31 protein-coding genes are annotated in these 26,649 nt (G+C 37.2%); 27 read left to right on the top strand and 4 right to left on the bottom strand.

Translation table 11 applies throughout. From position 1 onward, the window contains the following. Positions 1–156: 156 nt before the first annotated feature. The 12 genes from alaS to ACFFIX_RS01295 all read left to right on the top strand — a co-directional run bounded on the left by alaS (position 157) and on the right by ACFFIX_RS01295 (position 12,655). Entirely contained in the window at positions 157–2,793 is a 2,637-nt protein-coding gene (gene alaS / locus ACFFIX_RS01350; protein ID WP_378929730.1) for an alanine--tRNA ligase, read from the top strand. 103 nt (positions 2,794–2,896) lie between these two features. Further along, on the top strand, positions 2,897–3,163 hold the full coding sequence (locus tag ACFFIX_RS01345; RefSeq protein WP_378929728.1) for an IreB family regulatory phosphoprotein: 267 nt from the start codon (positions 2,897–2,899) through the stop codon (positions 3,161–3,163). Between the two features lies 1 nt (position 3,164). Continuing rightward, on the top strand, positions 3,165–3,581 hold the full coding sequence (gene ruvX, locus ACFFIX_RS01340; protein WP_378929726.1) for a Holliday junction resolvase RuvX: 417 nt from the start codon (positions 3,165–3,167) through the stop codon (positions 3,579–3,581). 41 nt (positions 3,582–3,622) lie between these two features. Then, on the top strand, positions 3,623–3,916 hold the full coding sequence (locus ACFFIX_RS01335) for a DUF1292 domain-containing protein (protein WP_378929724.1): 294 nt from the start codon (positions 3,623–3,625) through the stop codon (positions 3,914–3,916). Positions 3,917–4,073: 157 nt separating this feature from the next. Further along, the gene (gene mltG, locus ACFFIX_RS01330; RefSeq protein ID WP_378929722.1) at positions 4,074–5,204 is read left to right on the top strand and encodes an endolytic transglycosylase MltG; all 1,131 of its coding nucleotides are present in this window, start codon (positions 4,074–4,076) and stop codon (positions 5,202–5,204) included. A gap of 214 nt (positions 5,205–5,418) precedes the next feature. Then, positions 5,419–6,063, top strand: coding sequence for an O-methyltransferase (locus tag ACFFIX_RS01325; RefSeq protein ID WP_378929720.1), 645 nt, complete (start codon positions 5,419–5,421; stop codon positions 6,061–6,063). 42 nt (positions 6,064–6,105) lie between these two features. Then, positions 6,106–7,038, top strand: a complete 933-nt coding sequence (locus ACFFIX_RS01320) for a peptidase U32 family protein (RefSeq protein WP_378929718.1) — start codon at positions 6,106–6,108, stop codon at positions 7,036–7,038. A gap of 395 nt (positions 7,039–7,433) precedes the next feature. Then, positions 7,434–8,702 (top strand): peptidase U32 family protein, encoded by a 1,269-nt coding sequence (locus tag ACFFIX_RS01315; RefSeq protein ID WP_378929716.1) that lies wholly within the window; start codon positions 7,434–7,436, stop codon positions 8,700–8,702. A 4-nt stretch (positions 8,703–8,706) separates the two neighbouring features. Beyond that, a complete protein-coding gene (gene udk / locus ACFFIX_RS01310; RefSeq protein WP_378929714.1) occupies positions 8,707–9,342 on the top strand; it encodes a uridine kinase in 636 nt (211 codons plus the stop codon). A gap of 291 nt (positions 9,343–9,633) precedes the next feature. Next, the gene (gene greA / locus ACFFIX_RS01305) at positions 9,634–10,110 is read left to right on the top strand and encodes a transcription elongation factor GreA (RefSeq protein ID WP_378929712.1); all 477 of its coding nucleotides are present in this window, start codon (positions 9,634–9,636) and stop codon (positions 10,108–10,110) included. A gap of 52 nt (positions 10,111–10,162) precedes the next feature. Continuing rightward, positions 10,163–11,926, top strand: a complete 1,764-nt coding sequence (locus tag ACFFIX_RS01300) for a peptidoglycan D,D-transpeptidase FtsI family protein (RefSeq protein WP_378929710.1) — start codon at positions 10,163–10,165, stop codon at positions 11,924–11,926. Positions 11,927–11,986: 60 nt separating this feature from the next. After that, complete coding sequence (locus ACFFIX_RS01295) at positions 11,987–12,655, top strand: YrrS family protein (RefSeq protein ID WP_378929708.1); 669 nt, start codon at positions 11,987–11,989, stop codon at positions 12,653–12,655. Positions 12,656–12,687: 32 nt separating this feature from the next. Here ACFFIX_RS01295 and ACFFIX_RS01290 read toward each other — a convergent pair whose 3' ends face one another. After that, positions 12,688–12,891, bottom strand: coding sequence for a DUF2536 family protein (locus tag ACFFIX_RS01290; protein WP_378929706.1), 204 nt, complete (start codon positions 12,889–12,891; stop codon positions 12,688–12,690). Positions 12,892–13,076: 185 nt separating this feature from the next. Here ACFFIX_RS01290 and ACFFIX_RS01285 point away from each other — a divergent pair, with 185 nt between their 5' ends. From ACFFIX_RS01285 to ACFFIX_RS01260, 6 genes are all read left to right on the top strand, one after another. Beyond that, the gene (locus tag ACFFIX_RS01285; protein WP_378929704.1) at positions 13,077–13,718 is read left to right on the top strand and encodes a class I SAM-dependent methyltransferase; all 642 of its coding nucleotides are present in this window, start codon (positions 13,077–13,079) and stop codon (positions 13,716–13,718) included. A 32-nt stretch (positions 13,719–13,750) separates the two neighbouring features. Next, positions 13,751–14,449, top strand: coding sequence for a 5'-methylthioadenosine/S-adenosylhomocysteine nucleosidase (mtnN, locus tag ACFFIX_RS01280; protein ID WP_378929702.1), 699 nt, complete (start codon positions 13,751–13,753; stop codon positions 14,447–14,449). Between the two features lie 32 nt (positions 14,450–14,481). Beyond that, positions 14,482–15,405, top strand: a complete 924-nt coding sequence (locus ACFFIX_RS01275; RefSeq protein ID WP_378929700.1) for a PLP-dependent cysteine synthase family protein — start codon at positions 14,482–14,484, stop codon at positions 15,403–15,405. 1 nt (position 15,406) lies between these two features. Continuing rightward, positions 15,407–16,540: a bifunctional cystathionine gamma-lyase/homocysteine desulfhydrase gene (locus ACFFIX_RS01270; RefSeq protein WP_378929698.1), complete on the top strand. Its 1,134-nt coding sequence runs from the start codon at positions 15,407–15,409 to the stop codon at positions 16,538–16,540. 88 nt (positions 16,541–16,628) lie between these two features. After that, positions 16,629–16,856: a YrhC family protein gene (locus ACFFIX_RS01265; RefSeq protein ID WP_378929696.1), complete on the top strand. Its 228-nt coding sequence runs from the start codon at positions 16,629–16,631 to the stop codon at positions 16,854–16,856. A 424-nt stretch (positions 16,857–17,280) separates the two neighbouring features. Beyond that, on the top strand, positions 17,281–17,421 hold the full coding sequence (locus ACFFIX_RS01260) for a YrzI family small protein (protein ID WP_378929694.1): 141 nt from the start codon (positions 17,281–17,283) through the stop codon (positions 17,419–17,421). A gap of 212 nt (positions 17,422–17,633) precedes the next feature. On the opposite strand, the gene sigK is transcribed toward ACFFIX_RS01260, so the two are convergent. Then, positions 17,634–18,362 carry an RNA polymerase sporulation sigma factor SigK gene (gene sigK, locus ACFFIX_RS01255; protein ID WP_378929692.1) on the bottom strand — a complete coding sequence of 243 codons (729 nt, stop codon included), beginning with the start codon at positions 18,360–18,362 and terminating at the stop codon, positions 17,634–17,636. 178 nt (positions 18,363–18,540) lie between these two features. Between sigK and ACFFIX_RS01250 the strand changes: the two genes are divergently transcribed. Beyond that, positions 18,541–19,290 (top strand): SGNH/GDSL hydrolase family protein, encoded by a 750-nt coding sequence (locus tag ACFFIX_RS01250; protein WP_378929690.1) that lies wholly within the window; start codon positions 18,541–18,543, stop codon positions 19,288–19,290. A 166-nt stretch (positions 19,291–19,456) separates the two neighbouring features. On the opposite strand, the gene ACFFIX_RS01245 is transcribed toward ACFFIX_RS01250, so the two are convergent. Further along, positions 19,457–19,597, bottom strand: coding sequence for a sporulation histidine kinase inhibitor Sda (locus ACFFIX_RS01245; RefSeq protein ID WP_378929688.1), 141 nt, complete (start codon positions 19,595–19,597; stop codon positions 19,457–19,459). A gap of 880 nt (positions 19,598–20,477) precedes the next feature. Here ACFFIX_RS01245 and ACFFIX_RS01240 point away from each other — a divergent pair. Genes ACFFIX_RS01240 through ACFFIX_RS01210 form a run of 7 tightly spaced genes read left to right on the top strand, consistent with a single transcriptional unit; the run spans position 20,478 to position 24,958 of the window. Further along, positions 20,478–20,993 (top strand): YqeG family HAD IIIA-type phosphatase, encoded by a 516-nt coding sequence (locus tag ACFFIX_RS01240; protein WP_378929686.1) that lies wholly within the window; start codon positions 20,478–20,480, stop codon positions 20,991–20,993. Between the two features lie 4 nt (positions 20,994–20,997). Further along, positions 20,998–22,104 (top strand): ribosome biogenesis GTPase YqeH, encoded by a 1,107-nt coding sequence (yqeH, locus tag ACFFIX_RS01235; protein ID WP_378929684.1) that lies wholly within the window; start codon positions 20,998–21,000, stop codon positions 22,102–22,104. Positions 22,105–22,119: 15 nt separating this feature from the next. Next, positions 22,120–22,962 (top strand): shikimate dehydrogenase, encoded by an 843-nt coding sequence (gene aroE, locus ACFFIX_RS01230; protein ID WP_378929682.1) that lies wholly within the window; start codon positions 22,120–22,122, stop codon positions 22,960–22,962. Then, on the top strand, positions 22,956–23,249 hold the full coding sequence (yhbY, locus tag ACFFIX_RS01225; RefSeq protein ID WP_378929680.1) for a ribosome assembly RNA-binding protein YhbY: 294 nt from the start codon (positions 22,956–22,958) through the stop codon (positions 23,247–23,249). Before aroE ends, yhbY begins: the two co-directional genes overlap by 7 nt. 2 nt (positions 23,250–23,251) lie before the next feature. After that, positions 23,252–23,812, top strand: coding sequence for a bis(5'-nucleosyl)-tetraphosphatase (symmetrical) YqeK (gene yqeK, locus ACFFIX_RS01220; RefSeq protein ID WP_378930346.1), 561 nt, complete (start codon positions 23,252–23,254; stop codon positions 23,810–23,812). A 40-nt stretch (positions 23,813–23,852) separates the two neighbouring features. Then, positions 23,853–24,212 carry a ribosome silencing factor gene (gene rsfS / locus ACFFIX_RS01215; RefSeq protein WP_378929678.1) on the top strand — a complete coding sequence of 120 codons (360 nt, stop codon included), beginning with the start codon at positions 23,853–23,855 and terminating at the stop codon, positions 24,210–24,212. Next, positions 24,209–24,958 (top strand): class I SAM-dependent DNA methyltransferase, encoded by a 750-nt coding sequence (locus tag ACFFIX_RS01210; RefSeq protein WP_378929675.1) that lies wholly within the window; start codon positions 24,209–24,211, stop codon positions 24,956–24,958. The genes rsfS and ACFFIX_RS01210 overlap by 4 nt, the downstream gene beginning before the upstream one ends. A gap of 97 nt (positions 24,959–25,055) precedes the next feature. Here the strand turns inward: ACFFIX_RS01210 and comER are convergent, their stop codons facing one another. Continuing rightward, complete coding sequence (comER, locus tag ACFFIX_RS01205) at positions 25,056–25,877, bottom strand: late competence protein ComER (protein WP_378929673.1); 822 nt, start codon at positions 25,875–25,877, stop codon at positions 25,056–25,058. 90 nt (positions 25,878–25,967) lie between these two features. Between comER and ACFFIX_RS01200 the strand changes: the two genes are divergently transcribed. Further along, positions 25,968–26,621, top strand: coding sequence for a helix-hairpin-helix domain-containing protein (locus ACFFIX_RS01200; protein ID WP_378929671.1), 654 nt, complete (start codon positions 25,968–25,970; stop codon positions 26,619–26,621). The last annotated feature ends 28 nt before the right edge of the window (positions 26,622–26,649 follow it).

Raw genomic sequence — 26,649 nt, 5'->3', positions numbered from 1 at the left:
AAAAGCTGCCGTTATAACCACGTTACGGTTAAAGAGGTGATGGACTGTTTATGTCCATAATCAGGGTGGTACCGCGAGCTAAACTCTCGTCCCTGTGTAAATGATTTAATTTACACAGAGACGGGAGTTTTTTGAATTTATGGAGGAGGAAGAACAATGAAGAACTTTACATCTGCACAAGTACGTCAATTATTCCTAGATTTTTTTAAGGAAAAAGGCCATGCTGTTGAACCAAGTGCACCGCTTGTTCCACATGAAGATCCAACACTTTTATGGATAAATAGTGGTGTTGCAACACTGAAAAAATATTTTGATGGCCGTGTTATTCCAGCTAATCCACGAATATGTAATGCACAAAAATCAATCCGTACAAACGATATTGAAAACGTTGGGAAAACAGCTCGTCACCATACTTTTTTTGAAATGCTCGGAAATTTTTCCATTGGTGATTATTTCAAAGAAGAGGCAATTGAATGGGCATGGGAGTTTTTAACGAGCGAAAATTGGATTAACTTTGATGCGGACAAACTGTCTGTTACCATTCATCCGGAAGATACCGAGGCATTTGAGATTTGGACAACGAAAATTGGGATCCCAGAAGAGCGCATTATCAGACTTGAAGGGAATTTTTGGGACATTGGTGAAGGCCCAAGTGGACCGAATACTGAAATCTTCTATGATCGTGGCGAAGAATATGGCAATGATTCTAGTGATCCTGAATTGTATCCAGGTGGAGAAAATGACCGCTATTTAGAGGTATGGAATCTTGTCTTTTCTCAATTCAATCATAACCCAGATGGAACGTATACACCTCTACCGAAGAAGAATATTGATACAGGTATGGGGTTAGAGCGTATGTGTTCAGTCATTCAAAATGTGCCAACAAATTTTGATACAGACTTGTTTATGCCGATTATTGGTGCAACAGAAGCTGTTTCAGGTGAAAAATATCGAAATGACAACGAAAAGGATACGGCATTTAAAGTCATTGCTGACCATGTACGTACTGTCACTTTTGCAGTTGGAGATGGGGCGTTACCATCAAATGAAGGTCGTGGCTATGTGTTACGTCGTTTGTTGCGCCGAGCGGTTCGTTATGCTAAAAAACTAGGAATTAATCGACCATTTATGTATGAACTTGTTCCGGTTGTCGCTGAAGTCATGGTCGACTTTTACCCTGAGGTGCAAGCAAAAACTGAGTTCATTCAAAAAGTGATCAAAAATGAAGAAGAACGATTTCATGAAACACTTAATGATGGACTTGCTATTTTAGGAGCAGTTATTAAAGAACAAAAGAAACTTGGTAAAACGATAATTCCTGGTGTAGACGTTTTTAGGTTATATGATACATACGGATTTCCGATTGAATTAACAGAAGAGTATGCAGAAGAAGAAAAAATGGAAGTAGATCACATCGGCTTTGAACAAGAGATGGAGCGTCAGCGTAATCGTGCACGTTCAGCGAGACAAGATGTTGGCTCAATGAAAGTCCAAGGTGGCGTGCTCGGAGATATTACAGTCGAAAGTACATTCGTTGGATACAACCAGTTAAACAAAGAAGCGGTTACAGCGTTAGTTATTTTAATAAATGGAGAAGTTGTACAGCAAGCTGAAGCTGGAGATGAAGTTCAAGTCATTCTTGATCAAACGCCTTTTTACGCTGAAAGTGGAGGTCAAATTGCTGACGAGGGAACACTTACTCATGAGAAAGTTCTTGTCAGAGTTAAGGACGTTCAAAAAGCGCCTAACGGTCAAAACTTACACAATGTAATTGTTGAAAGTGGAGTTTTAAAAACAAATGATCAACTAAATGCTTCCGTTAATGAAAAAATAAGAAGTGCAGTCATAAAAAATCATACGGCAACCCATTTGCTACACCAAGCGTTAAAAGATGTGTTAGGTGAACACGTAAATCAAGCAGGTTCCCTTGTAACATCCGAGCGCCTACGCTTTGACTTTTCACACTTTGGAGGAGTCAATCAGGATGAATTAGCGCAAATTGAACAAATTGTAAACGAGAAAATCTGGAACAGTCTTGCAGTTATTACAGAATTAAAGTCACTGAAGGAAGCAAAAGAATTGGGTGCAATGGCACTTTTCGGTGAGAAATATGGTGAAACAGTAAGAGTTGTCCAAGTTGGGGGCTATAGCTTGGAGCTATGTGGTGGATGTCATGTTGATAATTCTGCTTCCATCGGAATATTTAAAATTCTAACTGAAACAGGAATAGGTGCTGGAACAAGAAGAATTGAAGCAGTAACTGGGAAGGCAGCCTATGAACTAATTAATAATCAGCTTACGACACTACAAAATGCGGCTACAGCTTTAAAGGCAAACCCTAGAGACATCGTTTCTAAAATTGAGAATGTGGTAACCGAATTACGTTCACTTCAAAGAGAAAATGAATCTCTTACAGCTAAGCTTGGAAATGTTGAAGCAACAAGTCTTGTCGATCGTGCTGTTACAGTGAATGGTATAACTGTTCTTGCAAGTAAAGTGAACGCAAAAGACATGAATAGTGTGCGAGCAATGCTTGATGACTTGAAAAATAAATTAGGTTCAGCTATTGTAGTTCTCGGAGCAGAAAGTGATGGTAAAGTAAACTTAGTAGCAGGAATTACAAAAGATTTAGTCGAAAAAGGTTATCACGCAGGAAAACTAATTAAAGAAGTTGCCGAGCGTTGCGGTGGCAGTGGTGGCGGCCGTCCTGATATGGCTCAAGCTGGTGGAAAAGATCCTGAAAAAATTGAGGATGCGCTGGGGATTGTCGAAGAATGGGTTAAATCCGTTTAATAATTAGCGATCTTGGTGTAAAATGTAAAGTAAGAAGTAACAAGCAGATTTAACTATAGGTTTTTCTCACCTGAATTTAAATCTGAAGAAAGAGGTGCATAAGGTGAGTTCGTTTGATAAAACAATGAAATTCAACTTTTCTGATGAAACGGTTGAAACAAATGTAAACGAGGTACTGGGCACGGTCTATGATGCATTGCAAGAGAAAGGATATAATCCAATTAATCAAATAGTTGGTTATTTACTTTCCGGTGACCCAGCCTATATCCCACGTCATCGTGAAGCAAGAAACCTAATACGTAAGCTCGAACGCGATGAACTCATCGAGGAACTCGTAAAATTTTATCTTCAACACCACAGAGAGGCTTAAAATGCGAATAATTGGATTTGATTTAGGTACCAAAACGATTGGTGTTGCGATAAGTGATGAACTCGGGTGGACTGCCCAAGGCATTGAAACAATTAAAATAGATGAGGAAAGTGGAAACTATCGTTGGGATCGACTTTCTGAACTCATCAAAGAATATTCTGTCGAAAAAGCCGTTCTTGGTATGCCAAAAAACATGAATGGAACCATCGGACCACGAGGAAAAGCAAGTGAGCAGTTTGCTGTACTGTTTGAAGAACACTTCAAGCTTCCTGTTATCCTCTGGGATGAACGTTTAACGACGATGGCGGCAGAAAAAATGCTAATCTCTGCAGATGTAAGTCGAAAGAAAAGAAAACTAGTGATCGATAAAATGGCTGCAGTCATGATCCTACAAGGCTATTTAGATAGTCTTAATTAACTGGCTAAAAACTGTCAAAAAAATTAGATGAGGTGTAAAATATGGAAAACGGCGAAAAACAAATTACGGTAATTGATGAAAACGGAAACGAACAACTTTGTGAGGTACTTTTCACATTTGAATCAGATAAATTCAATAAATCATATGTCCTATACTACCCATTAGGCGCAGATGAGAATGATGACGAAGAAATTGAAATCCACGCTTCGAGCTTCAGTGCAAATGAAGACGGAGAAGATGGAGAATTAGAGCCGATTGAATCAGAAGAAGAGTGGGACATGATCGAAGAAATGTTAAACACTTTCCTTGATGAAGAAGAAGAAAACGAAGAATAAATCGATCGTCCAAAAAGAAGATGCTGACGAAATGTGTCAGCATCTTCTTTTTATGTGGTTTTCTAGGCCACTAAATTTTCACCGAACTCATCCCGAAAAGATTGCCGAAATTAAAAGAAAATTGTAGTATAATAGTTGGAATGAGAGGAGGAATACAATGTCTGATGTCGATTCGAGCAAGGATGCTTTTCGCAAGAAGCTCCTAGAAAAACAAAAAGAAGCAAAAATTGTTCGTAAAATCGTCTTAACGGTTTTTATAGTTTTAATTATAGCTTTTTCTGGAATTTTCGGGGGCGGTTATCTTTATATAAAGTCAGCGCTAGAACCTGTGGATACAGAAGACGATACACCAGTTAAAGTATCTATTCCAATTGGTTCATCCGTTTCAGCTATTGCGAGTATTTTAAAAGAAAATCATATCGTCAAAGACGATCGTATTTTTAAATATTATGTGAAGTTTAAAAATGAATCAGGGTTCCAAGCTGGAGAGTATCAATTAAACAAAACCATGACCTTTCGAGACATAATTGCAAGCTTGAAAAAGGGAAAGGTATCTCAGAATGCTGTGTTTCAACTTACATTACCTGAAGGTAGGAAGCTTACTGAAATTGCACGAATTACGTCTAGTAAAACATCTTTTAGTGAAGAGGAAATATTAAAGAAACTCACAGATAAAGATTTTATTGATTCGCTAAAGAAAAAATATCCAGAAACGCTAACGGATGATATTTTTCAAGAAAATGTCCAATATGCATTAGAAGGATATTTATATCCAGCTACATATCCTTACTACAAAGAAGAACCAACTTTAGAGGAAATCTTTGAACCAATGATTAAGAAAACAAATGAACTCGTTCAAAAATACTATGATCAGATAGAGGAAAGAGACATGTCTGTTCATGAATTTTTAACAATGGCTTCATTAATAGAAGAAGAAGCAACTGAAAAGGCAGACAGAGATAAAATCTCAAGTGTTTTTTACAATCGAATAAATAAAGAGATGCCGCTACAGACAGATCCAACTGTGTTATACGCATTAGGCGAGCACAAAGACCGTGTATTTTACAAGGATCTTGAGGTTGATTCACCATATAACACATATAAAAATAAAGGTTTACCCCCTGGACCAATAGCAAATGCGGGGGAAATGTCACTTAGTGCTGCATTAACACCAGAGGAAACGGACTTTTTCTACTTTTTAGCTACTCCAGAAGGAGAAGTTATTTTTACTAAAACGCTTGATGAACATAATAAAGCAAAAGCAGAACATATTACAAATCAAGAATAAAGTGTAGAGAACGTGATTAATATTCGCGTTCTCTTTCCCTTTATGTTAAAATATATCGAGTTGTGACAAGAAACGACCTTATTTGGAAAGTAACTCTTCTTATTAAAAATAGATTACGATTAGATATTTAAGGCGCTTACGCTTTTGATTAAAAGAGTTCTCATTTATGAGGCTCTTCTTTTTAAGTATATTAACTATTTATGAGGAGGCAGCTATGATAAAGCAAGAAGTGCTCACGTATTTGGAAAAACTCATTCCGGGACGAACTCCATACGTTGAAGAAATGGAACAATACGCAGGGCTTCATGGTGTGCCGATTATGGAAAAGACGGGAGTTGAGCTATTGTTACTCTTACTCTCGATGCAACAACCTAAAAAGATTTTAGAGATTGGGACTGCAATTGGCTACTCCGCAATTCGGATGGCAATGAAACTGCCAGAGGCAGAAATCATCACAATTGAACGTGACGAAACCCGTTATCAACAAGCGAGAGAATATATAACAAAACTCAATTTAGAAACCAGAATTCATCTTTTATTAGGTGATGCATTAGAGATTTCTGAAGAAGTTCGAAAGCAAGGTCCTTTCGACGCGCTTTTTATCGACGCTGCCAAAAGCCAATCCAGAGGTTTTTTTAATTTATATGAGCCAATGCTTGCAAAACAAGGGCTTATCATCACTGACAATGTCTTGTTTAAAGGAATTGTCGCCAAAGATGTTAGTGAAATTGACAGCCGCAATGTTCGGCAACTTGTTAGAAAAATAAATACGTACAATGAATGGCTTTATACCCTTCCAAATTATGAAACAACGATAATTCCAGTTGGAGATGGAATTGCAGTAAGCCGATCACTTTAGCCAAAAATTTTATATGACAGCAAGAACGAGGTGGAATGAACAATGACAAAAAAACCAGAATTACTCTTAACACCAACGAGTTTAGCAGATGTAAAGCTGCTGATTGATGCTGGTGCGGATGCGCTACTCGTTGGTGAACAACAGTATGGATTGCGTCTAGCGGGGGAATTCACCTGTGAGCAAATTAAAGAAGCAACAATCATCACCCATTCACATGGAAAAAAGATTTATGTTGCAATGAACGCAATTTTTCACAATGACAAAATTGCAGAATTATCGGAATACATCTCTTACCTTAATGATAGTAATGTAGATGGAATCGTATTTGGTGATCCTGCAGTGTTAATGGTCGCAAAAGAAGTAGCACCGAACATGAAACTGCATTGGAACACAGAAACAACTGCTACGAATTACTTTACGTGTAATTACTGGGGAAGAAAAGGTGCAAAGCGCGCAGTTCTTGCTCGTGAATTAAACTTGGATGCCATTATTGAAATGAAGGAAAATGCAGAAGTTGAAATTGAAGTGCAGGTACACGGGATGACGTGTATGTTTCAATCTAAACGCTCACTACTTGGTAACTATTTTGAGTATCAAGGAAAAGCAATGCAAGTGGAAAATCGCGAGCAAGCAGAAAATATGTTTTTGTTCGACAATGAAAGAGATAATAAATACCCAATTTTTGAAGATAAGAATGGAACACATATTATGAGCCCAAATGACATCTGTATTATTGACGAACTACAAGACATAATTGATGCAGGCATTGACTCATTCAAAATCGATGGCATTTTAAAATCATCTGACTATCTTATCGAGGTTACGAAGAAATATAGAAAAGCGATTGATCTATATGTAAACAACAGTGGGGATTATGACGACAGTAAAGAAAAATTACTTGAAGAAATTGAAGCGATACAACCTATGAATCGTCCGTTAGATACAGGATTCTTCTTTAAAGAAACGGTTTATTAAGAGAAACATTAAAGACATTTTTTATGTTTTGAACAGTTAGAACAATATCAATTTATATATAGACTTAGTAAGCGTTTCGCAAGTCCAGCTCCAGCGCCTAGCCACGACGCACAGGACGTGCTAGTGCAGTCATGGCGATTGACGTCGCGCTTTTGACTGCCTCGAGGTTTAACTTGTCGGGGCTGAACAAGGCGCTTGCGCTTTTTTAATAAAATCAGAATTTATATAATTTTAGACTCAGTATGCGTTTCGCAAGTCCAGCTCCAGCGCCTAGACCCTCGAGGTCATAAGTCAATTCTAAATTGAAGGCAAAGAACGCCTTCTATTTAGAATCGTCTTATGCTTGTCGGGTCTGAACAAGGCGCTTGCGCTTTTTATACAAGGAGGGGAAAAACATGGTTGCTGTAAACGAAGCAATTTCAACAATTATTGATGGAAAACGTGTTATTACAAAAAAACCAGAATTACTTGCACCTGCAGGCAACCTTGACAAGTTGAAAATTGCTGTTCAATATGGTGCAGACGCCGTATTTATCGGAGGACGTGAATATGGACTTCGTTCAAATGCAGATAACTTCTCAATAGCTGAAATGGCAGAGGGCGTAGCGTTTGCAAATAAGTATAACGCGAAAATTTATGTGACAACAAATATTTATGCACACAACGAGAATATAGAAGGTCTTGACGTTTACTTGAAAGACATAGAAGGTGCTGGTGTAACCGGAATTATTGTAGCCGATCCTCTAATCATTGAAACAAGTCGACGAGTTGCTCCTAAGTTAGAAATTCATTTAAGCACTCAGCAGTCCCTATCTAACTGGAAAGCGGTACAATTCTGGAAAGAGGAAGGATTAGAACGTGTCGTTTTAGCCCGTGAAACAAGTGCTGAAGAAATTAAAGAAATGAAAGAAAAAGTAGATATTGAAATTGAAGCATTTATTCATGGTGCTATGTGTATCGCTTATTCTGGACGTTGTACTTTAAGTAACCATATGACGGCGCGTGACTCGAACCGTGGAGGCTGCTGTCAATCATGTCGCTGGGATTATGACCTTTTTAAAGTAGATGACGATAAAGAGGTGGCATTGTTTACCGAAGATGACGCAGCTTTTGCAATGAGTCCAAAAGATCTAAACTTAATTGAATCCATTCCAAAAATGATTGAATTAGGGATCGATAGTCTTAAAATTGAAGGTCGTATGAAATCAATTCATTATATTGCAACAGTAGTGAGTGTCTATCGCAAGGTAATTGATGCCTATTGTGCAGACCCTGACAACTTCAAAATAGACGTTGAATGGTTAAAAGAGTTAGACAAGTGTGCAAATCGTGAAACTGCGTCGGCTTTCTTTGAGGGCGTACCAGGAACTGAGGAGCAAATGTTTGGTCAGCACAGTAAAAAAACAACCAATGATTTTGCTGGACTTGTAATCGACTATGATGAAAAAACAAGTATTGTTACTCTTCAACAACGTAATTATTTTAAACCAGGAGAAGAAGTGGAATTCTTTGGGCCTGAAATAATAAACTTTACACAAAAAGTTGATACAATTTGGGACGAAGAAGGCAATGAGCTTGATGCTGCACGTCACCCGCTACAAATTGTCAAATTTAAAGCGGTCAGTCCCGTATTCCCAAACAACATGATGCGAAAGGGGTTCTAATGTAATGAAAAGGAAACCCGTCGTCATTGGAGTTGCTGGAGGCTCTGGGTCTGGTAAAACAAGTGTTACCAAATCAATTTATGAGCAGTTCAAAGGTCATTCAATCTTAATGATTGAACAAGATTATTATTATAAAGATCAAAGTCACTTGCCATATGAGGAGCGCTTAAATACGAATTATGATCACCCATTGGCATTTGATAATGATTTATTAATTACACATATTAAAGATTTATTAACTTATGATGCGATTGAGAAACCAGTCTATGATTATAAATTGCATACAAGAAGCGAAGATGTTATTCCTGTCGAACCAAAAGATGTAATCATTCTTGAAGGAATTTTGATCCTAGAGGATGAGAGATTACGAAATCTTATGGATATGAAGCTTTATGTTGATACAGATGCAGACATTCGAATTATTCGTCGAATTCTTAGAGACATCAAAGAACGTGGACGTTCAATTGATTCAGTAATTGAACAGTATGTTTCAGTTGTTAGACCGATGCATAATCAGTTCATCGAGCCTACAAAACGGTATGCTGACATTATCATTCCAGAAGGTGGACAAAATCACGTTGCAATCGACTTAATGGTAACAAAAATTCAAACAATTCTTGAACAAAACGCAATTTTGTAATAACATAGCATAGATAAAGTGTACTGTGACCATATTATGTATAGACTAAAATAAAGTGAAATTAGATCAAAAGCCTTTTCTATGTACAAAAGACCGGTAGGTGGGCAAGGGCAAATCTAATTTGCCCTTACTTTTTTTGTAATGCAAACGTATATAAAGTAATTCCTTAGTGTTTTACAGTACATCATTTATTTTTTGTGTTAAAATAACGTAATACTACTGGTTTCTTACTTGAACCAACTTATACATAACTAGAACTTAAGGGGACAGTCACTAGAAGGAGTGAAGAACATGGCACAAGAAAAGATTTTTCCAATGACAAAAGCAGGTAAAGAAAAGCTTGAACAGGAGCTTGAATATTTGAAAGCGGTTAAACGTAAAGAGGTTGTTGAACGAATTAAGATCGCACGTAGCTTTGGAGATCTTTCTGAGAACTCTGAGTATGATTCTGCAAAAGAAGAACAAGCATTTGTTGAAGGTCGTGTGACAACATTAGAAAATATGATTCGAAACGCGAAAATCATTGAAGAGGATTCTGCTAACTCAAATACCGTTTCACTTGGAAAAACCGTTACGTTTGTAGAGCTTCCAAATGGTGACGAAGAAACGTATACAATCGTGGGTAGTGCTGAAGCAGATCCGTTGGAAGGAAAAATCTCCAATGACTCACCAATCGCCAAAAGTCTTATGGGCCGTCAAGTTGGCGATAAAGTAAGTGCTCAAACTCCTGGTGGCGAATTGAGTGTGAAAATCGTTAGTATCAAATAATAAAGGTTTATATTACCAGCGCCTCGTCGAAACTAAGATGAGGTGTTTTTTTATGTTACAGACAAAACGAGCGATGATTGTTGGTATTTTCTTTTTTCTTTCCTTCATGTTGATTTTAGTAAGATTAGCGGATGTTCAATTAATTCACACAGAATCATTTACAAGTAAAGGGATAAATTTAATTCAAGAAAGTGTTCAGCAAAGAACACAAGAAGTCTTGATTGATCATGGTCGAGGGAGATTTGTTGATAGAAACGGTGAGCCACTCCTGCATGTAACACAGCCTTCTCTTGTATTATTTCCATTTTTAAAAAACGTTGACTGGAAAAAAGAGGAGCTATCTAAAATTGTTGATATGCCTCTTTATGAGATTGAACGACTTCTACAATACGCCAAAGAACCTCTTGTGTTAACAAAAGAAGATGGTGTGGAGTTAACGGAGGCCGACTTAAATCAAATCAATGAGCTGAAAATCCCAGGTGTTTTTGGAATCTTTAAACAATCACCGATACATGAGAAAGTAGCCGAGCATATCATTGGAATAACAGGTGAAAATGCAGAACGTCTAAGAGAAAAGTATCCAGATCGCAGCGATCTTTCTTACAAAACCAAAATAGGTGTTACTGGTCTTGAGAAAGCATTTGATGAATTCTTATTACCAGATGCAGAAACAAAATTGCTTTATCATGTAGATGGTGATGGAAATCCGTTGTTTGGAGTGAATGTTAAATACATTGCAGATTCTAATCCATTTTATCCCGTTTCTGTAGAAACTACGATACATAAAGAAATGCAAGCACAGCTTGAGAAAACGATAAACAAGCATGAGTTGAATCGAGGCGGCTTAGTTTTATTGGACGTAGAAACAAATGAAATTCTTGCGATGGTTAGCAAGCCTGATTTTGACCGTTCTCAGAGAGATACGTATACAAATCAAATGCTTTCACCACTCTTTCCAGGTTCAATTTTTAAAACTGTCATTTCCGCGGCTGCAATTGAATATGATTTAGACAGTCCATCAAGAGAGTTTAACTGTAATTTAAATATGTACGGAGAAGCTGACGGGAAACAGGAGGATGGACCGCTATCCTTTGATCGAAGCTTTTCAAAAAGCTGCAATTACACGTTTACAACGTTGGCAAAAGAACTTGTGGCGAAAAATGAAAATGTAATTGAGGAAACAGCTGATAAATTGGGGTTACTTGGTCCAGTAGGTTGGCAGGGTGAAGTGTATCATTATGATCAATTTAAACAGCTTCCAGAGGAAATGACTGGCAACATCTGGGGAGATGAAGGGGACAAGCGCGTACAAAGAGCAGTTGCTCAAACAGCAATAGGTCAGCTTGATGTAAAAGTAACTCCACTTGGTGTTGCAAATATGATGGCGACCATAGCAAGAGGTGGACAAAAACAGCAAGTACGCATCGTAGAAAATATATTATATAAAAGTGGAACAAATATGTATGAGTTTTCGTCTAATTCTTTAGATGGCGAAAAAATCTCACCTTACACAGCGACAAAGCTTCAGCAAATGTTGAGAAATGTTGTAACAGATACAGAAGGAACAGGAAGAAGGTTTCAAACCCTGCCCTATGAAGTTGCAGGTAAATCAGGAACTGCACAAACTGGGAAGCGTAACAATAAAGGCGTTGATCTCTACAACAAATGGTTTGCAGGCTTTTTTCCAGCAACAAACCCTAAATATGTGTTAGTTGTAGTTGAGATGGATACACCTAGCGCTGAGTCTGTTACTAATTCCATTTATTATGACATTGTCCAAGAACTGTATAATCTTGATCACAATGTCACTAGATAGATTTCTGCAGAGATGCTAGAATAAGATTGAGAGCTATGAGGGATAAAGGAGTGTACCAAATTGAGTAAATTTACTGGAAAATCTTCTCGTTTTGAAAAAAGAGACAAACGCAGAAAAACGAATGTAGTCCTTAATACGCTAATTGCTATCGTTGTTGTTCTCATCGGGGTCATTGGTTCATCATTATTCTTTGGTGGCAATAACGAAAAAGCATCTGGTAAGTATAATGAGCAACCAGAAATTAAATTATCTGGCGAACAAGCGAATAAAGAAAGCGAAATAGATGAAAAAGAAGAAGAGAGTAATGAAGAGTCAGATAAAGGGTCCGAAGAAGACCTAAATAATGAAGAAGATGTTCCAGAAGGCATGGAAGAAGACGATGCAACGACTGATGAAGAAGCAACAATCACTGAGGGAGATCCGAATTCAAATGTTGAAGAAGTAATCGAAAACCCAGCATGGGAGCCAGTGGGCACATCACAATCAGGTCAACACACTGCAACCTATGATAAAGGTTCACAAGATTGGGCAGAAATGACCAAAGCATTAAGTAGTGCAACAGGCATCTCAGAATCAGATATGATCATCTGGTTCCTCGGTAATAACGGTAGCCCAAATGACGCTGCAGGCACAATTTCACCAAAAGACAAGTCAGTTAAATACAAAGTCCATATCACATGGGTGGAGAATCAAGGCTGGAAACCAGTTAAGGTAGAAAAATTAAGGTAATAAAAAGTAAGAGGCTGACCTAGGTCAGCCTCTTACTTTGCTTTAAAATGAACCACAGCACTATAAAACCTTCTACCTTCCTCGGTTACATGCATTTGATGTGTCACAGAATGAACACCCAATAAAATCGCCTGATTATGAACAATTTGTTCATTAATTCTCTTCTCTAAATCTTTTATGTTTTCAGCTTCAAAAATCTCTATTTTATCTTTTAAAAAGTCGAGCTGGAAATTCATTTTCTTTTTCCTCCAAAACGTTAAAACTCTTGACATAAGTTTAGCAAATTATTTATTAAAAGGCTAGAAGGACTAAGTCTCTTTTCGTTGAAGAAAGCCGTACTTTATGTTAAATTAAGAACAATTCTGTTCACAATTCATACTATACTTATAGGAATTGTATAGTTTAGTGGAGAGTGAAAAATATGGGTAGAGAGTTTTTGGATTTATTCGAGAACTGGGCACACACTTATGATACAACGGTAAACGGACAGGATACGGAGTATAAAGAAGTATTCGTTCGGTACGATCAAATATTAGAAGCAGTAACAAACAAATCAGGTCTAGTTGTTTTAGAATTTGGGGTAGGGACAGGCAACTTAACACAAAAATTAATTGTTAGTGGTAAAAAGGTATATGGAATTGAGCCTTCTGCACCTATGCGCGAAAAAGCACTAAACAAACTTAGTGCTGATGCACTCTTAGCTGATGGTGATTTTATTTCGTTCCCTAAGCCACTAGAAGATATTGATACCATAGTAAGTACGTATGCGTTTCATCACCTAACGGATAACGAAAAAAATCAAGCAATTTCAAGTTATAGTAACTTGCTCAAAAAAAATGGTAAAATAGTATTTGCTGACACTGTTTTCGTCGATGAATTTGCTCACAAACAAATGATTAAAAAAGCAACCCAACAAAATTATTTTAATTTAGCTAAGGACCTCGAGACAGAATATTATACGACACTGTCCGTTTTGAAAACAATATTCGAAGATAACGGATTTACTGTCACATTTACACAAATGAATGATTTTGTTTGGTTGAGTGAAGCAGTAAAAAAATAACAAAGCTAAGAACGAAAGGATTTGACAAGATAATGAAAATCGCAATTATTGGAGCAATGGAAGAAGAAGTAATCATACTTAGAAATCAACTTGAAAATACGAAACAAGAGGTAATTGCAGGTAGTGAATTCACAGAAGGTACTTATAATGGCATTGAAGTAGTTTTGCTTAAATCAGGAATCGGTAAAGTAAATGCTGCTCTAAGTACCACACTGCTATTAGATCGTTATAAACCGAATTGTGTTATTAATACAGGATCAGCTGGTGGTTTTCATGAAGCATTAAATGTAGGAGATGTTGTAATTTCTACAGAGGTTCGTCACCATGATGTTGATGTAACTGCTTTCGGATATGAGTATGGACAGGTGCCAGGACTGCCAGCTGCATATAAAGCAGATTTTAACCTGATCGAGATTGCGGTTAAAAAAGCGGAAGAAATTAACGATATCCAAGTTGTGAAGGGGTTAATTGCAACAGGAGATTCATTTATGAATGACCCAGTTCGCGTCGAGTACATTCGTACTAAATTCCAAGATCTCTTCGCAGTTGAAATGGAAGCTGCGGCAATTGCACAAGTATGTCATCAATTTGAAACTCCATTTGTTGTCATTCGGGCTTTATCTGATATTGCAGGAAAAGAATCTGACCTTTCTTTTGAACAGTTTTTAGATCAAGCCGCAAAGAACTCTGCTAATCTTGTCTTGAAAATTGTAGAAAATGTAAATCAATAAAAAGTGTTGGACCAGAATTAGGAGTGAATTTTATGAACGTTGTCAGAGGAATACATGAGTTAATTGGAAAAACTCCTATGATCGAATTAACTCATTTTGATTTGTCTCACGATGTAAGATTGTTTGCCAAGCTTGAATTTTATAACCCGGGTGGCAGTATTAAGGATCGCCTTGGCGTTGAATTAATTGAAGATGCCTTTTTAACTGGGAAAATTGGTGAAGGTGGCACAATAATTGAGCCTACTGCAGGAAATACTGGGATTGGTCTTGCGCTAGCGGCACTTAATCGCAACATAAAAGTAGTCGTCTGCGTTCCAGAGAAGTTCAGTATTGAAAAGCAGGACATCATGAGGGCACTTGGAGCAACGGTTGTGAATACACCTTCTGAGGAAGGAATTAAAGGTGCCATTAAAAAATGCCAGGAGCTATTAAAAGAGATTCCTAATTCATACTGCCCGCAGCAATTTCAGAATCCAATCAATCCTAAAACATATTACAAAACACTTGGACCAGAAATGTGGAAACAGCTTGAAGGTAGGATTGATGTCTTTGTTGCTGGTGCTGGAACTGGTGGGACATTCATGGGAACTGCTCAGTTCTTGAAAGATCAAAACAAACAGATTAAAACAGTAATTGTTGAGCCAGAGGGCTCGATTTTAAATGGTGGCGAGTCTGGTCCACATAAAACAGAAGGAATTGGAATGGAATTTCTTCCAGAATATATGGATGACACCTATTTTGATAGCATTCACACCGTCCTTGATGTAGATGCATTTCAGCGTGTAAAAGAACTTGCGCAGAAAGAAGGACTTCTTGTTGGAAGCTCTTCTGGTGCAGCCTTGCATGCAGCGTTGATTGAAGCGTCCAATGCAAAACCTGGTACGAATATCGTGACAATTTTTGCAGATAGCAGTGAAAGATACTTAAGTAAGAAAATATATGAGGGAGGAATTTAACTTGAAACGTAAAACAAAAATGATTCATGGTGGCATCGTCGGAGATCCTCATACAGGTGCGGTTTCTGTTCCTATTTATCAAGTGAGTACGTATAAGCAGGATGGAGTAGGCAATTTTAAGGGTTTTGAATACTCTAGAACCGGTAACCCAACACGTCATGCATTAGAAGAACTAATCAAGGATCTTGAAGAAGGAACAGCTGGTTTTGCGTTCGGATCAGGAATGGCAGCTATCACTGCAATCATGATGCTTTTTGACAGTGGAGATCATGTCATTCTAACAGATGATGTTTATGGTGGAACGTATCGCGTCATGACAAAAGTGTTAAATAGACTAGGCATACAATCTACTTTCGTGGATACAAGTGACTTAGCTACAATTGAACATGCAGTCCAAGAAAATACGAAGGCACTTTATATTGAGACACCTACAAATCCACTGTTGAAAATTACTGACATTGAAGCAGCAGCAGTACTTGCTAAGAAACACAATCTGCTAACAATCGTTGATAATACGTTTAGTACACCTTATTTTCAAACACCACTAACACTTGGAGCAGATATCGTACTTCATAGTGCAACAAAATATATTGGTGGCCATAGCGACGTTGTAGCAGGTCTTGTTGTCGTTTCATCTGAAAAGCTAGCAAAGGACCTTCACTTCGTTCAAAACTCAACAGGAGGTGTTTTAGGGCCACAGGACTCTTGGTTACTGATGCGTGGTATTAAAACATTAGCACTCCGAATGGATGCGACCGAAGGAAATACACATGCAATTGCTAAATTCCTAGTCGAACACCCAGCTGTTGATAAAGTTTATTACCCAGGTCTGGAAAATCACCCAAATCATGAGACTGCTAAGAAACAAGCAGCAGGATTTGGAGGAATGATTTCGTTTGATGTAGGAAGTCAAGAAAAGGCAGATGCGGTTTTGGCTAAGATTAAGTATTTTACACTTGCAGAAAGCCTAGGTGCAGTTGAAAGCTTAATCTCAGCACCTGCACGTATGACACATGCTTCTATTCCAGCTGATCGTCGTGCAGAATTAGGGATAACAGACGGGTTGCTACGTATTTCAGTAGGAATTGAAGATGTTGATGATTTAATTGAAGATTTAAAACGAGCTTTAAGCTAAAATATTGGCGATATTTACATGCTTCATAGTCTACTAGATTATGTTAAGGTGTAGTTAACACACCAAAAACCCTAGTAGGTGATCTTAGATGGATGAAAAGAAGCTACGCCCATTAATGATAGACTTTAAACGATATGCTCATGCTTTATTAGCAGTCAGCGTTTTCTTATATATAGGAGTACTAATTCCTGAACAAGGCCAAGATTCGAGCATTAAAGATCTTGTTCTAATGGTTACCACCCTTGTTTTCTTAATAGGATCATTTACTTGCTTTAAAATTTCATTAAAGTACAAAAAGCAACTCGATAAATTGTAAGTATAACAGTAAGGACCTCCTTGATTTTGGAGGTCCTTTTTATAATTGATTTTAAGTAAAAAAATACAAATGAAAAAATATCCAAAAAAGGGGTTTACAATTACCGAAAACGTGGATATAATTACCAATAGAATAATTAATTTATTAAAAGGAGGTCGAAGAAGATGATCATGGTTCCATTAACTCTAGCTGGCTTAAACAAATTACAAATGAATAATCTATTCGACCACTTCGGTGTATCACAGTAACTACTTCTTTTTTAATTGAGTGATATTCGCCACAGGTTGAGTAGATCAATCTGTGGCGTTTTATATGTATGCTATTAAAAATGCCACAGGGAATCCCTGCGGCATTTTTGTGCCTTTAAGATGAACCAGCTGGCAATCTAAAAGGTAACACTCGAATTGAAAGGAGGTGAGAAGTAATGACGATAAACCTTATATTTGTAACCTTAACGATTAAAAAAGTGAAAAGATCTTTACAGGATTATGAGAAAGAACAGCATATAAAAAAAATGATGGATGAAGCAAGAATAAAACAGCATGAAATATTTAGGGATCTCTAAGATTATCACAATTAAAAATTAGAAAAGGAGTGGTTAAAATGTTGAAAATGGAATTGCTTATACACTTAACTTTGGAGAAGGATACTGCGTAGTGAGAGTTATTTTCTTACTGAATACTTTTAATTACAGATAAAAGGGCTGCTCAAGTAAAGTGTCTGCCCTCCTCTTGGTGATTGTTACTAAAGGGGGCAGACACAACTGAGTAGTCCTTTTTATTCTTTTTGTTTTTTTCTTTTCTCTTTTTCCTTTTCAGCGCGGTAAAATTCATGAAACATTTTCATCAAAGCTCTTTTTTCAATTCTAGATACATAGCTTCTAGAAATGCCTAGTTCTTTGGCAATTTCTCGTTGCGTTTTTTCTTTTTGTAAATCTAATCCGAACCGTCCCACGATGACTTCTTTTTCACGATCATCTAAAATATCGATAAATTCTTTTACCTTTTCAAGCTCCATGTTTAATTGAATGGTATCAATTACATCCTCAGTTTCAGATTTCAATACATCAATTAAACTAATTTCATTTCCTTCCTTATCTTGACCAATTGGGTCGTGAAGGGACACATCTTTTTTTGTCTTCTTTAAAGCGCGTAAATGCATGAGGATTTCGTTTTCAATACAACGGGCAGCATAGGTTGCAAGCTTTGTGCCCTTACCTTGAGAATAGCTTTCTATCGCCTTAATTAAGCCTATTGTTCCAATCGAAATAAGATCCTCTGAGTCTTCCCCAGTGTTTTCGAATTTTTTTACAATATGAGCTACGAGCCTTAAATTATGTTCGATTAATAAGTTCCTCGCATACTCGTCACCCTCTGCCATAAGACCCAAGTATTTCTTTTCGTCTGTTGCTGACAAAGGCTGTGGAAAGGCATTGTTTTTTACGTAAGATACTAAGAATACTAATTCCTTTATAAAATACCCTAGCGCTGTTAAGACCGCTGACATCCCTCCACCTCCACGTTCGATATGTAGGCAAGTGCCTATTAGTAATATGTATGTAAGAGCTAGCTTGTTCGTGTCTGTACATCTGAACTTGCCTAAAAAATTGTGCAAGAGTTATTTCTTTTGACTCGGGGGGAAGTTATAATAAACAGCATGTTTTATTTTAGATGGAGGTAACAACATGAAAAAACTACTAATCTTCCTTACATTATCACTAGTGTTTTTAGTGGGGTGTAGTGGGAGAGTGGATCGATACAAAATTGTGGCCTTCGGTGACAGCAACACACAAGGAGCTAACTGGACAAACCATAAATATCAAGAAACTGACAAGTGGGTCAATTTGCTTGCAGCATCGATCACTGGAGCAAAAGGCAATTCTACAACTGCTATCATGAATGCAGGAATCAGTGGGGAAACAACTGAGGATGCGAGAAAACGATTGAAGAGAGATGTACTCAAACAATCTCCTGAACTTGTGTTAATTATGTTTGGAACAAATGATGCTGCATTTCTTGAGAAAAATAAACCAAGAGTTAGTAAGGAAAGATTTAGAGAGAATCTTATTTATTTTATTAAGAAAATAGAAAAATCCGGTGGGAAACCGGTGTTAATGACGTGTTTACCAATTGTTGAAGGAAATGGTTCAGATCACTTTTATTACACAAGATACAAGGAAGCATATTACGAAGATGTAGGTGGTGCTAGAAAGTGGCATAATTCTTATAACAACAGTGTGAGGGAATTGGCATTCAAGAATGAGATTGTACTTGTAGATCATTGGTCTTATATGGTTTATGAAGCAGGTGGAGACACGGATAAGGCTCTTTTAAAGTCTGGAATTATTGATCCATCAGGTAATCATTTAACTCCAAAAGGTGCAAGACTTATTTATGAAAATATTCTTAAAAGCGACATTCTCGCACAGAATTGAGCTTTGGCTATAGCTGGTAAGGTTGATATATCTCTACTTAGCTTCGTTTTAACAGGAGAAGAGATAAGGACATAGATGATTTTAATGAAATGTGAAGTTAGTGGTAAAATAAGGGTAATTTAAAAAAAGAAGGCAAAAAAAAAGCCGCAAGGGCGTGTCCAGGGGTTTAAGAAGAGACCCTTAATACATGTCCTAATGAGCGGCGTTTAATTTCAATTGTGATTAATTGAATAAAGTCATCGCTTAATTTCATTTCTGTTGCTTTATAATAGGATTCGATTAATAACTCGTCAGAAAGTTTTCGCATGATGGTTAGCCAAGTATTGGCTTTAGCACCTCCCAAACATTTTTAGTGGTATAGTAAATTATAAAAATTTAAAACTTTGGATAGCGTTTCTGCATCCAGCTCCGACGCACAGGACGTCGCGTTCTCGACTGCCTCGAGGTCATAAGCCAATTATAAATTGAAGGAAAAAGCACCTTCTATTTATAATCGTCATATGCTTGTCGGGGCTGACCAAGGCGCCTGCGCTTTTGTTTTGTAAAGTGTTCTATCCTTTATAATTATGCATATACTAATATGTTATTTTCTGCTAGTAACCCTAATCTAACATGAATAGAGAAATGGAACAATCGTTCTCTTATCCACATTTATCGGTGGATAAGTTGTGGGTAGGATGTTCATAACGTTTGATAAATTATGGTAATAAAGGGTGGATAATGTGTATAGTTTTATCCACAACTGTCTAACGTTCTTTATTTTTGTCGAAAAGTTTTTATATTTTACCGTATTTACAGCATAAATACTTAGTTTCTTTTGAAAGTCAGCGTGAAATTAGATATGATGTAGTATGGCTAACAAATGCGCTTGCGCTAATACTATCAGAATTTATATAATTATAAGATTCAGTATGCCGTTTCTGAATCCAGCTCCGACGCACAGGACGTGCTAGTGCAGTCAATGTGACAGGACGTCGCGTTCTTGACTGCCAGCGCCTAGCCCCGACGCACAGGACGTGCTAGTGCAGTCAATGCGACAGGACGTCGCGTTCTTGACTGCCTCGAGGTCATAAGTCAATTCTAAATTGAAGGCAAAGAACGACTTCTATTTAGAATCGCCTTATGCTTGTCGGGGCTGACCCAAGGCGCTTGCGCTTTTTTTAATAAAACTACGAGGTGTCTAACAATTGATAAAACTATTTTTACCAGGAGAATATGTAAAAAGTATCTTTCATATATCACCACAAACTTTAAAAGAACGTGGCGTTAAGGGGATTATTACAGATTTAGACAATACGCTTGTCGAGTGGGATCGTCCTAGCGCTACACCAAAATTAATGGAGTGGTTCAAGGAAGTAAAAGAACAGGGTATTGAGGTCACAATTGTTTCAAATAATAATGAAAAACGAGTGAAAGCTTTTTCAGATCCTTTAAATATTCCTTTTATTTATAAGGCTCGCAAGCCTATGGGTAAGGCGTTTCTGAGTGCAGTGAAAAGAATGAATCTCAAAAAAGAAGAAGTTGTTGTAATAGGTGATCAATTGTTAACGGATGTCCTTGGTGGAAACAGGAATGGGTTTCATACGATTCTTGTTGTACCAGTTGCATCATCAGATGGCTTATTTACAAGATTCAATCGTAAAGTTGAACGAAGAATTATGGCTACATTAAAGCGAAAAGGTATGATTCAGTGGGAGGAATAAGATCGTGCTAGAAGAGCAATACGTATGCATTGGGTGTGGAGTAAAGATTCAAACAGGTGATCCGAGTGGACTTGGCTATGCTCCAGAAAGTGCTACTCAAAAAGAAGATATCATCTGTCAGCGTTGCTTTCGATTAAAGAATTACAATGAAATTCAAGATGTTTCTCTAACAGACGATGACTTCTTAAAGATTCTTCATGGAATCGGTGAAAATAAAGGATTAATCGTTAAGATCGTTGATATTTTTGATTTTAATGGCAGTTGGCTACCGGGTATTCAACGTTTTGTTGGTAATAATCCAATTCTATTAGTTGGAAATAAAGTTGATATTTTACCAAAATCGGTCAAGCATCAAAAATTAATACATTGGATGAAAAGAGAAGCAAAAGAGCTAGGCTTGCAACCAATTGATGTCTGCCTTGTTAGTTCAGCAAGAGGTAATGGTATAGCTGAAGTAGCAGAATTGATCGATCAATATAGAAAAGGGCAAGACGTCTATGTTGTTGGCTGTACAAATGTTGGAAAGTCAACGTTTATTAACCGAATGATTAAGGAAGTTGCTGGTGTGCAAGATCTGATCACAACGTCACATTATCCTGGGACAACCTTAGATTTGATTGAGATTCCACTCGAGAATGGTGCGTCACTTTATGATACACCTGGCATCATAAACCATCATCAAATGGCCCATTTTGTTGATAAGCGAGATTTAAAAATTTTAACGCCAAAAAAAGAAATAAAGCCAAAGGTTTTTCAAGTAAATGAAGGACAAACCTTTTATTTTGGTGGACTAGCTCGTTTTGATTATATGACGGGAGGCAAAACGTCAATCGTTTGCTATATACCCAACGAACTTACCATTCATCGGACAAAACAGGAAAATGCGGATAGTCTATATGAAAGGCATGCCGGAGACTTACTTCAACCACCACGAATGGAGGATGTCGAGGGGTTTCCGAAACTGATCGCTCATGAATTTATGGTAAAAGAGGGGAAAACAGATATCGTCTTCTCTGGTTTAGGTTGGGTGACTGTAAATGAGCCAGGGAAAAAAATCGTCGCATATGCTCCAAAAGGTGTAAACATTACGGTAAGAAAATCGTTAATTTAAATAGGAGAGAGAAACATGGGGAACGTGTATGGCTTAATTGGATGCCCGGTTGCACATTCGATGTCACCTTCCATCCACAATGCTGCCTTTCTAGAACTAAATTCACAATCGTATTATCAAGCTTTTCATCTTGATCCCACTGAACTAAAAGAAGGTATTAAAGCCTTAAAGTTGCTTAACATTAAAGGGTTTAATGTTACGATTCCTCATAAGGTTTCAATCCTACCTTTTTTAGATGAAGTGGATAAGACAGCTAAATTAATCGGTGCAGTGAACACGGTTGTTAATGAAAATGGTAGGTTAATTGGCTATAATACGGATGGAAATGGCTATGTAGAATCCTTGCAAACGGTACTAACTAAATCATTGAATGAACACCGCTATTTAATCATTGGAGCTGGTGGAGCGGCGAGAGCGATTTATTATACTCTAGCTTCAAAGGGCTGCAGTGATATTGATGTTTGCAATCGAACAATTGAAAACGCAGGGATGCTTGTGCAACAATGTCCTTACGAAGTAAATAGCAAAGCGTTATCAATAAAAGATGCCCAAGAGCACTTAGAAAACTATGATGTTGTTATTCATACAACATCCGTAGGCTTACATCCTAATGTTTCTGCAAGTCCGATAAAGTTAGAAAAAGCAGCTACACATTGTGTTATAAGTGATATCGTATATAACCCAATTAAAACAACGCTTTTAAAAAACGCTGAAGAACGTGGCTTAATTGCTCATAATGGCGTTGGAATGTTCGTTCATCAAGCTGCACTTTCTTTTGAGCTTTGGACTGGGCAAAAGCCAAACATCAAAACTATGACAAACATTGTTTATGACAAGCTAGGAGGAACATCATGTTAACAGGAAAACAAAAACGTGAATTACGCTCTCAAGCGCATCACTTAAATCCAATTTTTCAAGTTGGAAAAGGTGGCGTCAATGAGAATATGATTAAACAAATTTCGGAAGCACTCGAAGCTCGTGAATTGATCAAAATTACAGTGCTACAAAATTGTGAAGATGATAAAGACACTGTAGCAGGGCAACTTAGTAAAGGAACGAAAGCAGAACTTGTTCAAGTTATCGGTAATATCGTTGTTTTATATAAAGAATCAAAAGAAAACAAGAAGATTAATTTACCAAAGTGATGATGGAACGAAAGGATGCATTAGAGGTAGTTAAAAGACAGTTAACTGACCATCGATACACTCATACTCTAGGCGTTATGGAAACAGCGATTATATTAGCAGAGAAATACGGAGAAGACGTAAAAAAGGTCGAACAAGCTGCTATTTTCCATGATTACGCAAAATTCCGTAATAAAGATGAAATGAAGAAAATTATTTTGGAACAAAAAATGCCTCAAATTCTTCTTCAGTATAATTCGGAATTATGGCATGCTCCTGTGGGTGCATATCTTGTGAAAAAAGAAGTCGGAATTGAAGACGCTGATGTTTTAAATGCAATTAAATATCACACTTCAGGACGAGTAAATATGTCATTACTTGAGAAAATAATCTATGTTGCGGATTATATTGAGCCAGGACGTCATTTTCCTGGTGTCGAAGAAGTTCGTGAGCTTGCCAGGCAAGAGTTGAATTCCGCACTTATTAAAACCTTACAAAATACGATTACTTTTTTACTTAAGAAAAATCAAGCGATTTATCCAGATACGATTGAGACATACAATTCACTTGTTTTAAAGCATTAACTTGGTAAGTGTTTCATATAAAAGGAGGATTACCCTATAAATGAATAATGGTAGAGAAATATTAGCAACAGCGGCAAAAGCTGCAGACAGCAAACGTGCTGAAAATTTAATCGCTTTAAAAATGAAAGGAATCTCGTTAATTGCTGATTACTTTTTAATTTGTCACGGAAATTCTGATAAACAAGTACAGGCTATTTCAAGAGAGATTAAAGATAAAGCTGGTGAACTTGACATTCATGTCAACAAATTAGAAGGATTAGAAGAAGCTAGGTGGGTATTAATAGATTTAGGTGATGTGGTTGTTCATGTTTTCCATAAAGATGAGCGCAGCTACTACAACCTAGAGCGGTTATGGGGAGATGCACCTGTAGAGGATTTAACGAGTGAATTAAGTCAATGATCTATCAAGGCTTTGCCTATATCTACGATGAACTTATGCAAGATGCACCATATGAGCAATGGAATGATTATTTATTAACGATCATCTCTCGTCATGGAAATGGTGGCAATAAGTTGCTTGATTTAGGATGTGGAACAGGTGAGCTTTCTTTAAAAATGGCTGGGAATCAATTTGTTGTGACAGGGATTGATTTAAGCGGAGAAATGCTCTCAGTTGCTCAAAATAAAGCTTTAGAAAACAAGAAGAATATTCTGTTTTTACAACAAGATATGCGTAGTATGAATGGATTTCAGGATCCTTTTGATGTGATCATGATTTGCTGTGATTCATTGAATTACTTAAAAAGTGAAGAGGATGTTCAAGATACCTTTCAAGCGGCCTATCAACAGTTAAGTGAGAATGGTCTCCTTATTTTTGATGTACACTCGCTTTATAAAATACATGAGATCTTTTCAGGTTCCACATTTACTGATCAAAATGAAGAGATCAGTTTTATATGGAATTCCTACCTAGGCGATGAACCAAACAGTATTGAACATGATATGACGTTTTTTGTAAAACAAGGAACAACTTATCAACGTTATGATGAAATTCATCAGCAACGAACCTTTTCAATTGAGCAATATAAAACCTGGCTAGAAGCAACTTCTTTAGATGTTCTGGAAATCAACTCAGATTTTGAGCCTGCTTCTAGTCCCCATTCCACAACTGAAAGAGTTTTTTTTGTAGCTAAGAAAAGCATTTAGGAAAAAAGCAAAAAACCATCGAAAATTTTTCGATGGTTTTTTGCTTTTTTTGCAGGAATTAATTTATATGATGTAGAATAGTACCCTTGAACAATAATTACTTCCCAAATTGTTGGGTTATATGCTCAATATCTTCATAATATTTATCATGAGTACTTTTGAAAAGTTTTTCAAACATTTCTCCTGTTTCCGCTGCTAACACCTTGATACCTTCACCTGTAACTCCACCCTTTACACATACCTTTTCTTGAAGTGTTGGTAGTGTGTACAGTTCTGTTTCTAGTAATTTACCCATTCCAATAATCATTTCACTTGCTAATTGTACCGCCTGATCATGAGTGATGCTTGTTTCTTTCACTGCTCCATCCACAAATCGTTGTAAAATATAACTGAAAAATGCTGGACCACAGCTTACGATATCAGAAGAAACCCTCGTTACTTCATCTTCAATGTGAACGGGCGTAGAAATTTTTCTTAACAACTCTTCAATTATATTTTTTGTCTCACGATGACATGACTTTCCAAAGGTTAACAGAGAAACACCTGAAAGGGCACGATTTGTAATGCTAGGGATCACTCTTGCAACTTGACAGTTGACCAACTGTTCAAGCTGCTCGACGTTGATCGGACTCGTAATAGAAATAATGCATTTATTGGGTAGTAATAATGGGTTTAATTTTAACAAAAGGGGGTGAATATCTAATGGTTTAACACAAATGAAGATTAGATCCGAACGTTCAACAACCTCTTCAGGTGACCTAACAATGTTTGTGTTTGGATAAAAACTTTTAATGTTGGATGCCTTCGTTAAAGTACGATTTGTCATGTAAATGGATGAGGGTCTGAGAGCATGCGATTCGATAAAAGCTTCAATAAGAATTCTCCCCATGTTCCCTGTTCCAATAAAACCTACGTTCAATGTCAACCCCTCCTTATGAACAGTCTCACTCATACACCATATGTTACTATTTTTCTGTTTATGATTATAATCTGAAAGGAGTTCCTTATTATGGAGTTTATTCAAAAAAATAAAAAGTGGCTAGGCGTACTTTCATTACTTGTGATCGTTTTTTTGTTATTTCTCTACCAATCGAACGTAAATCAAGAAACGCAGCAGACTTCTATTGATTCTTTGTTACTTGAAGACTCTGCTGTCACAGATCAAGTTTCTGCGTCAGAAGAGAGTGTAGAAAATCAAAAAGAGGTTGAAGTAATACCAAATCTCGTCATTGATGTGAAAGGGGCCGTTACAGCACCTGGAGTGTACGAGATGGAGCCTGGCAATCGAATACATCATGTTATTTCTAAAGCAGGTGGACTAACGAAGGAAGCGAATGAGCTGCTAATTAACTTAGCTGCTCCTCTTGAAGATGGTATGGTTATCTATGTTCCTAAACAGGGCGAAGAACAAGCGATGCCGGCGCTTGTGCAAGGAAATAGTGCTAATCCATCTTCACCAAGCTCGGAAGGTATGGTTAATATTAACCAAGCGACATCTGAACAGCTACAGACGTTAACGGGAATAGGTCCATCAAAAGCGGAAGCAATTCTTTCTTACAGAGAGGAAAACGGCTTATTTAAAAGTATAGAGGACTTAAAAAATGTTTCTGGTATTGGGGAGAAAACGTTTGAAAAGCTGAAAGAAGAAATAACCATTAATTAATGAATTGACGACAGTTTCAGTTTCTCGT

Origin of the sequence: Metabacillus herbersteinensis (genome assembly GCF_042433335.1) — a bacterium.
In the GTDB taxonomy this organism is placed as follows: domain Bacteria; phylum Bacillota; class Bacilli; order Bacillales; family Bacillaceae; genus Metabacillus; species Metabacillus herbersteinensis.
This window is presented reverse-complemented; position numbering and strand designations above follow the sequence as displayed.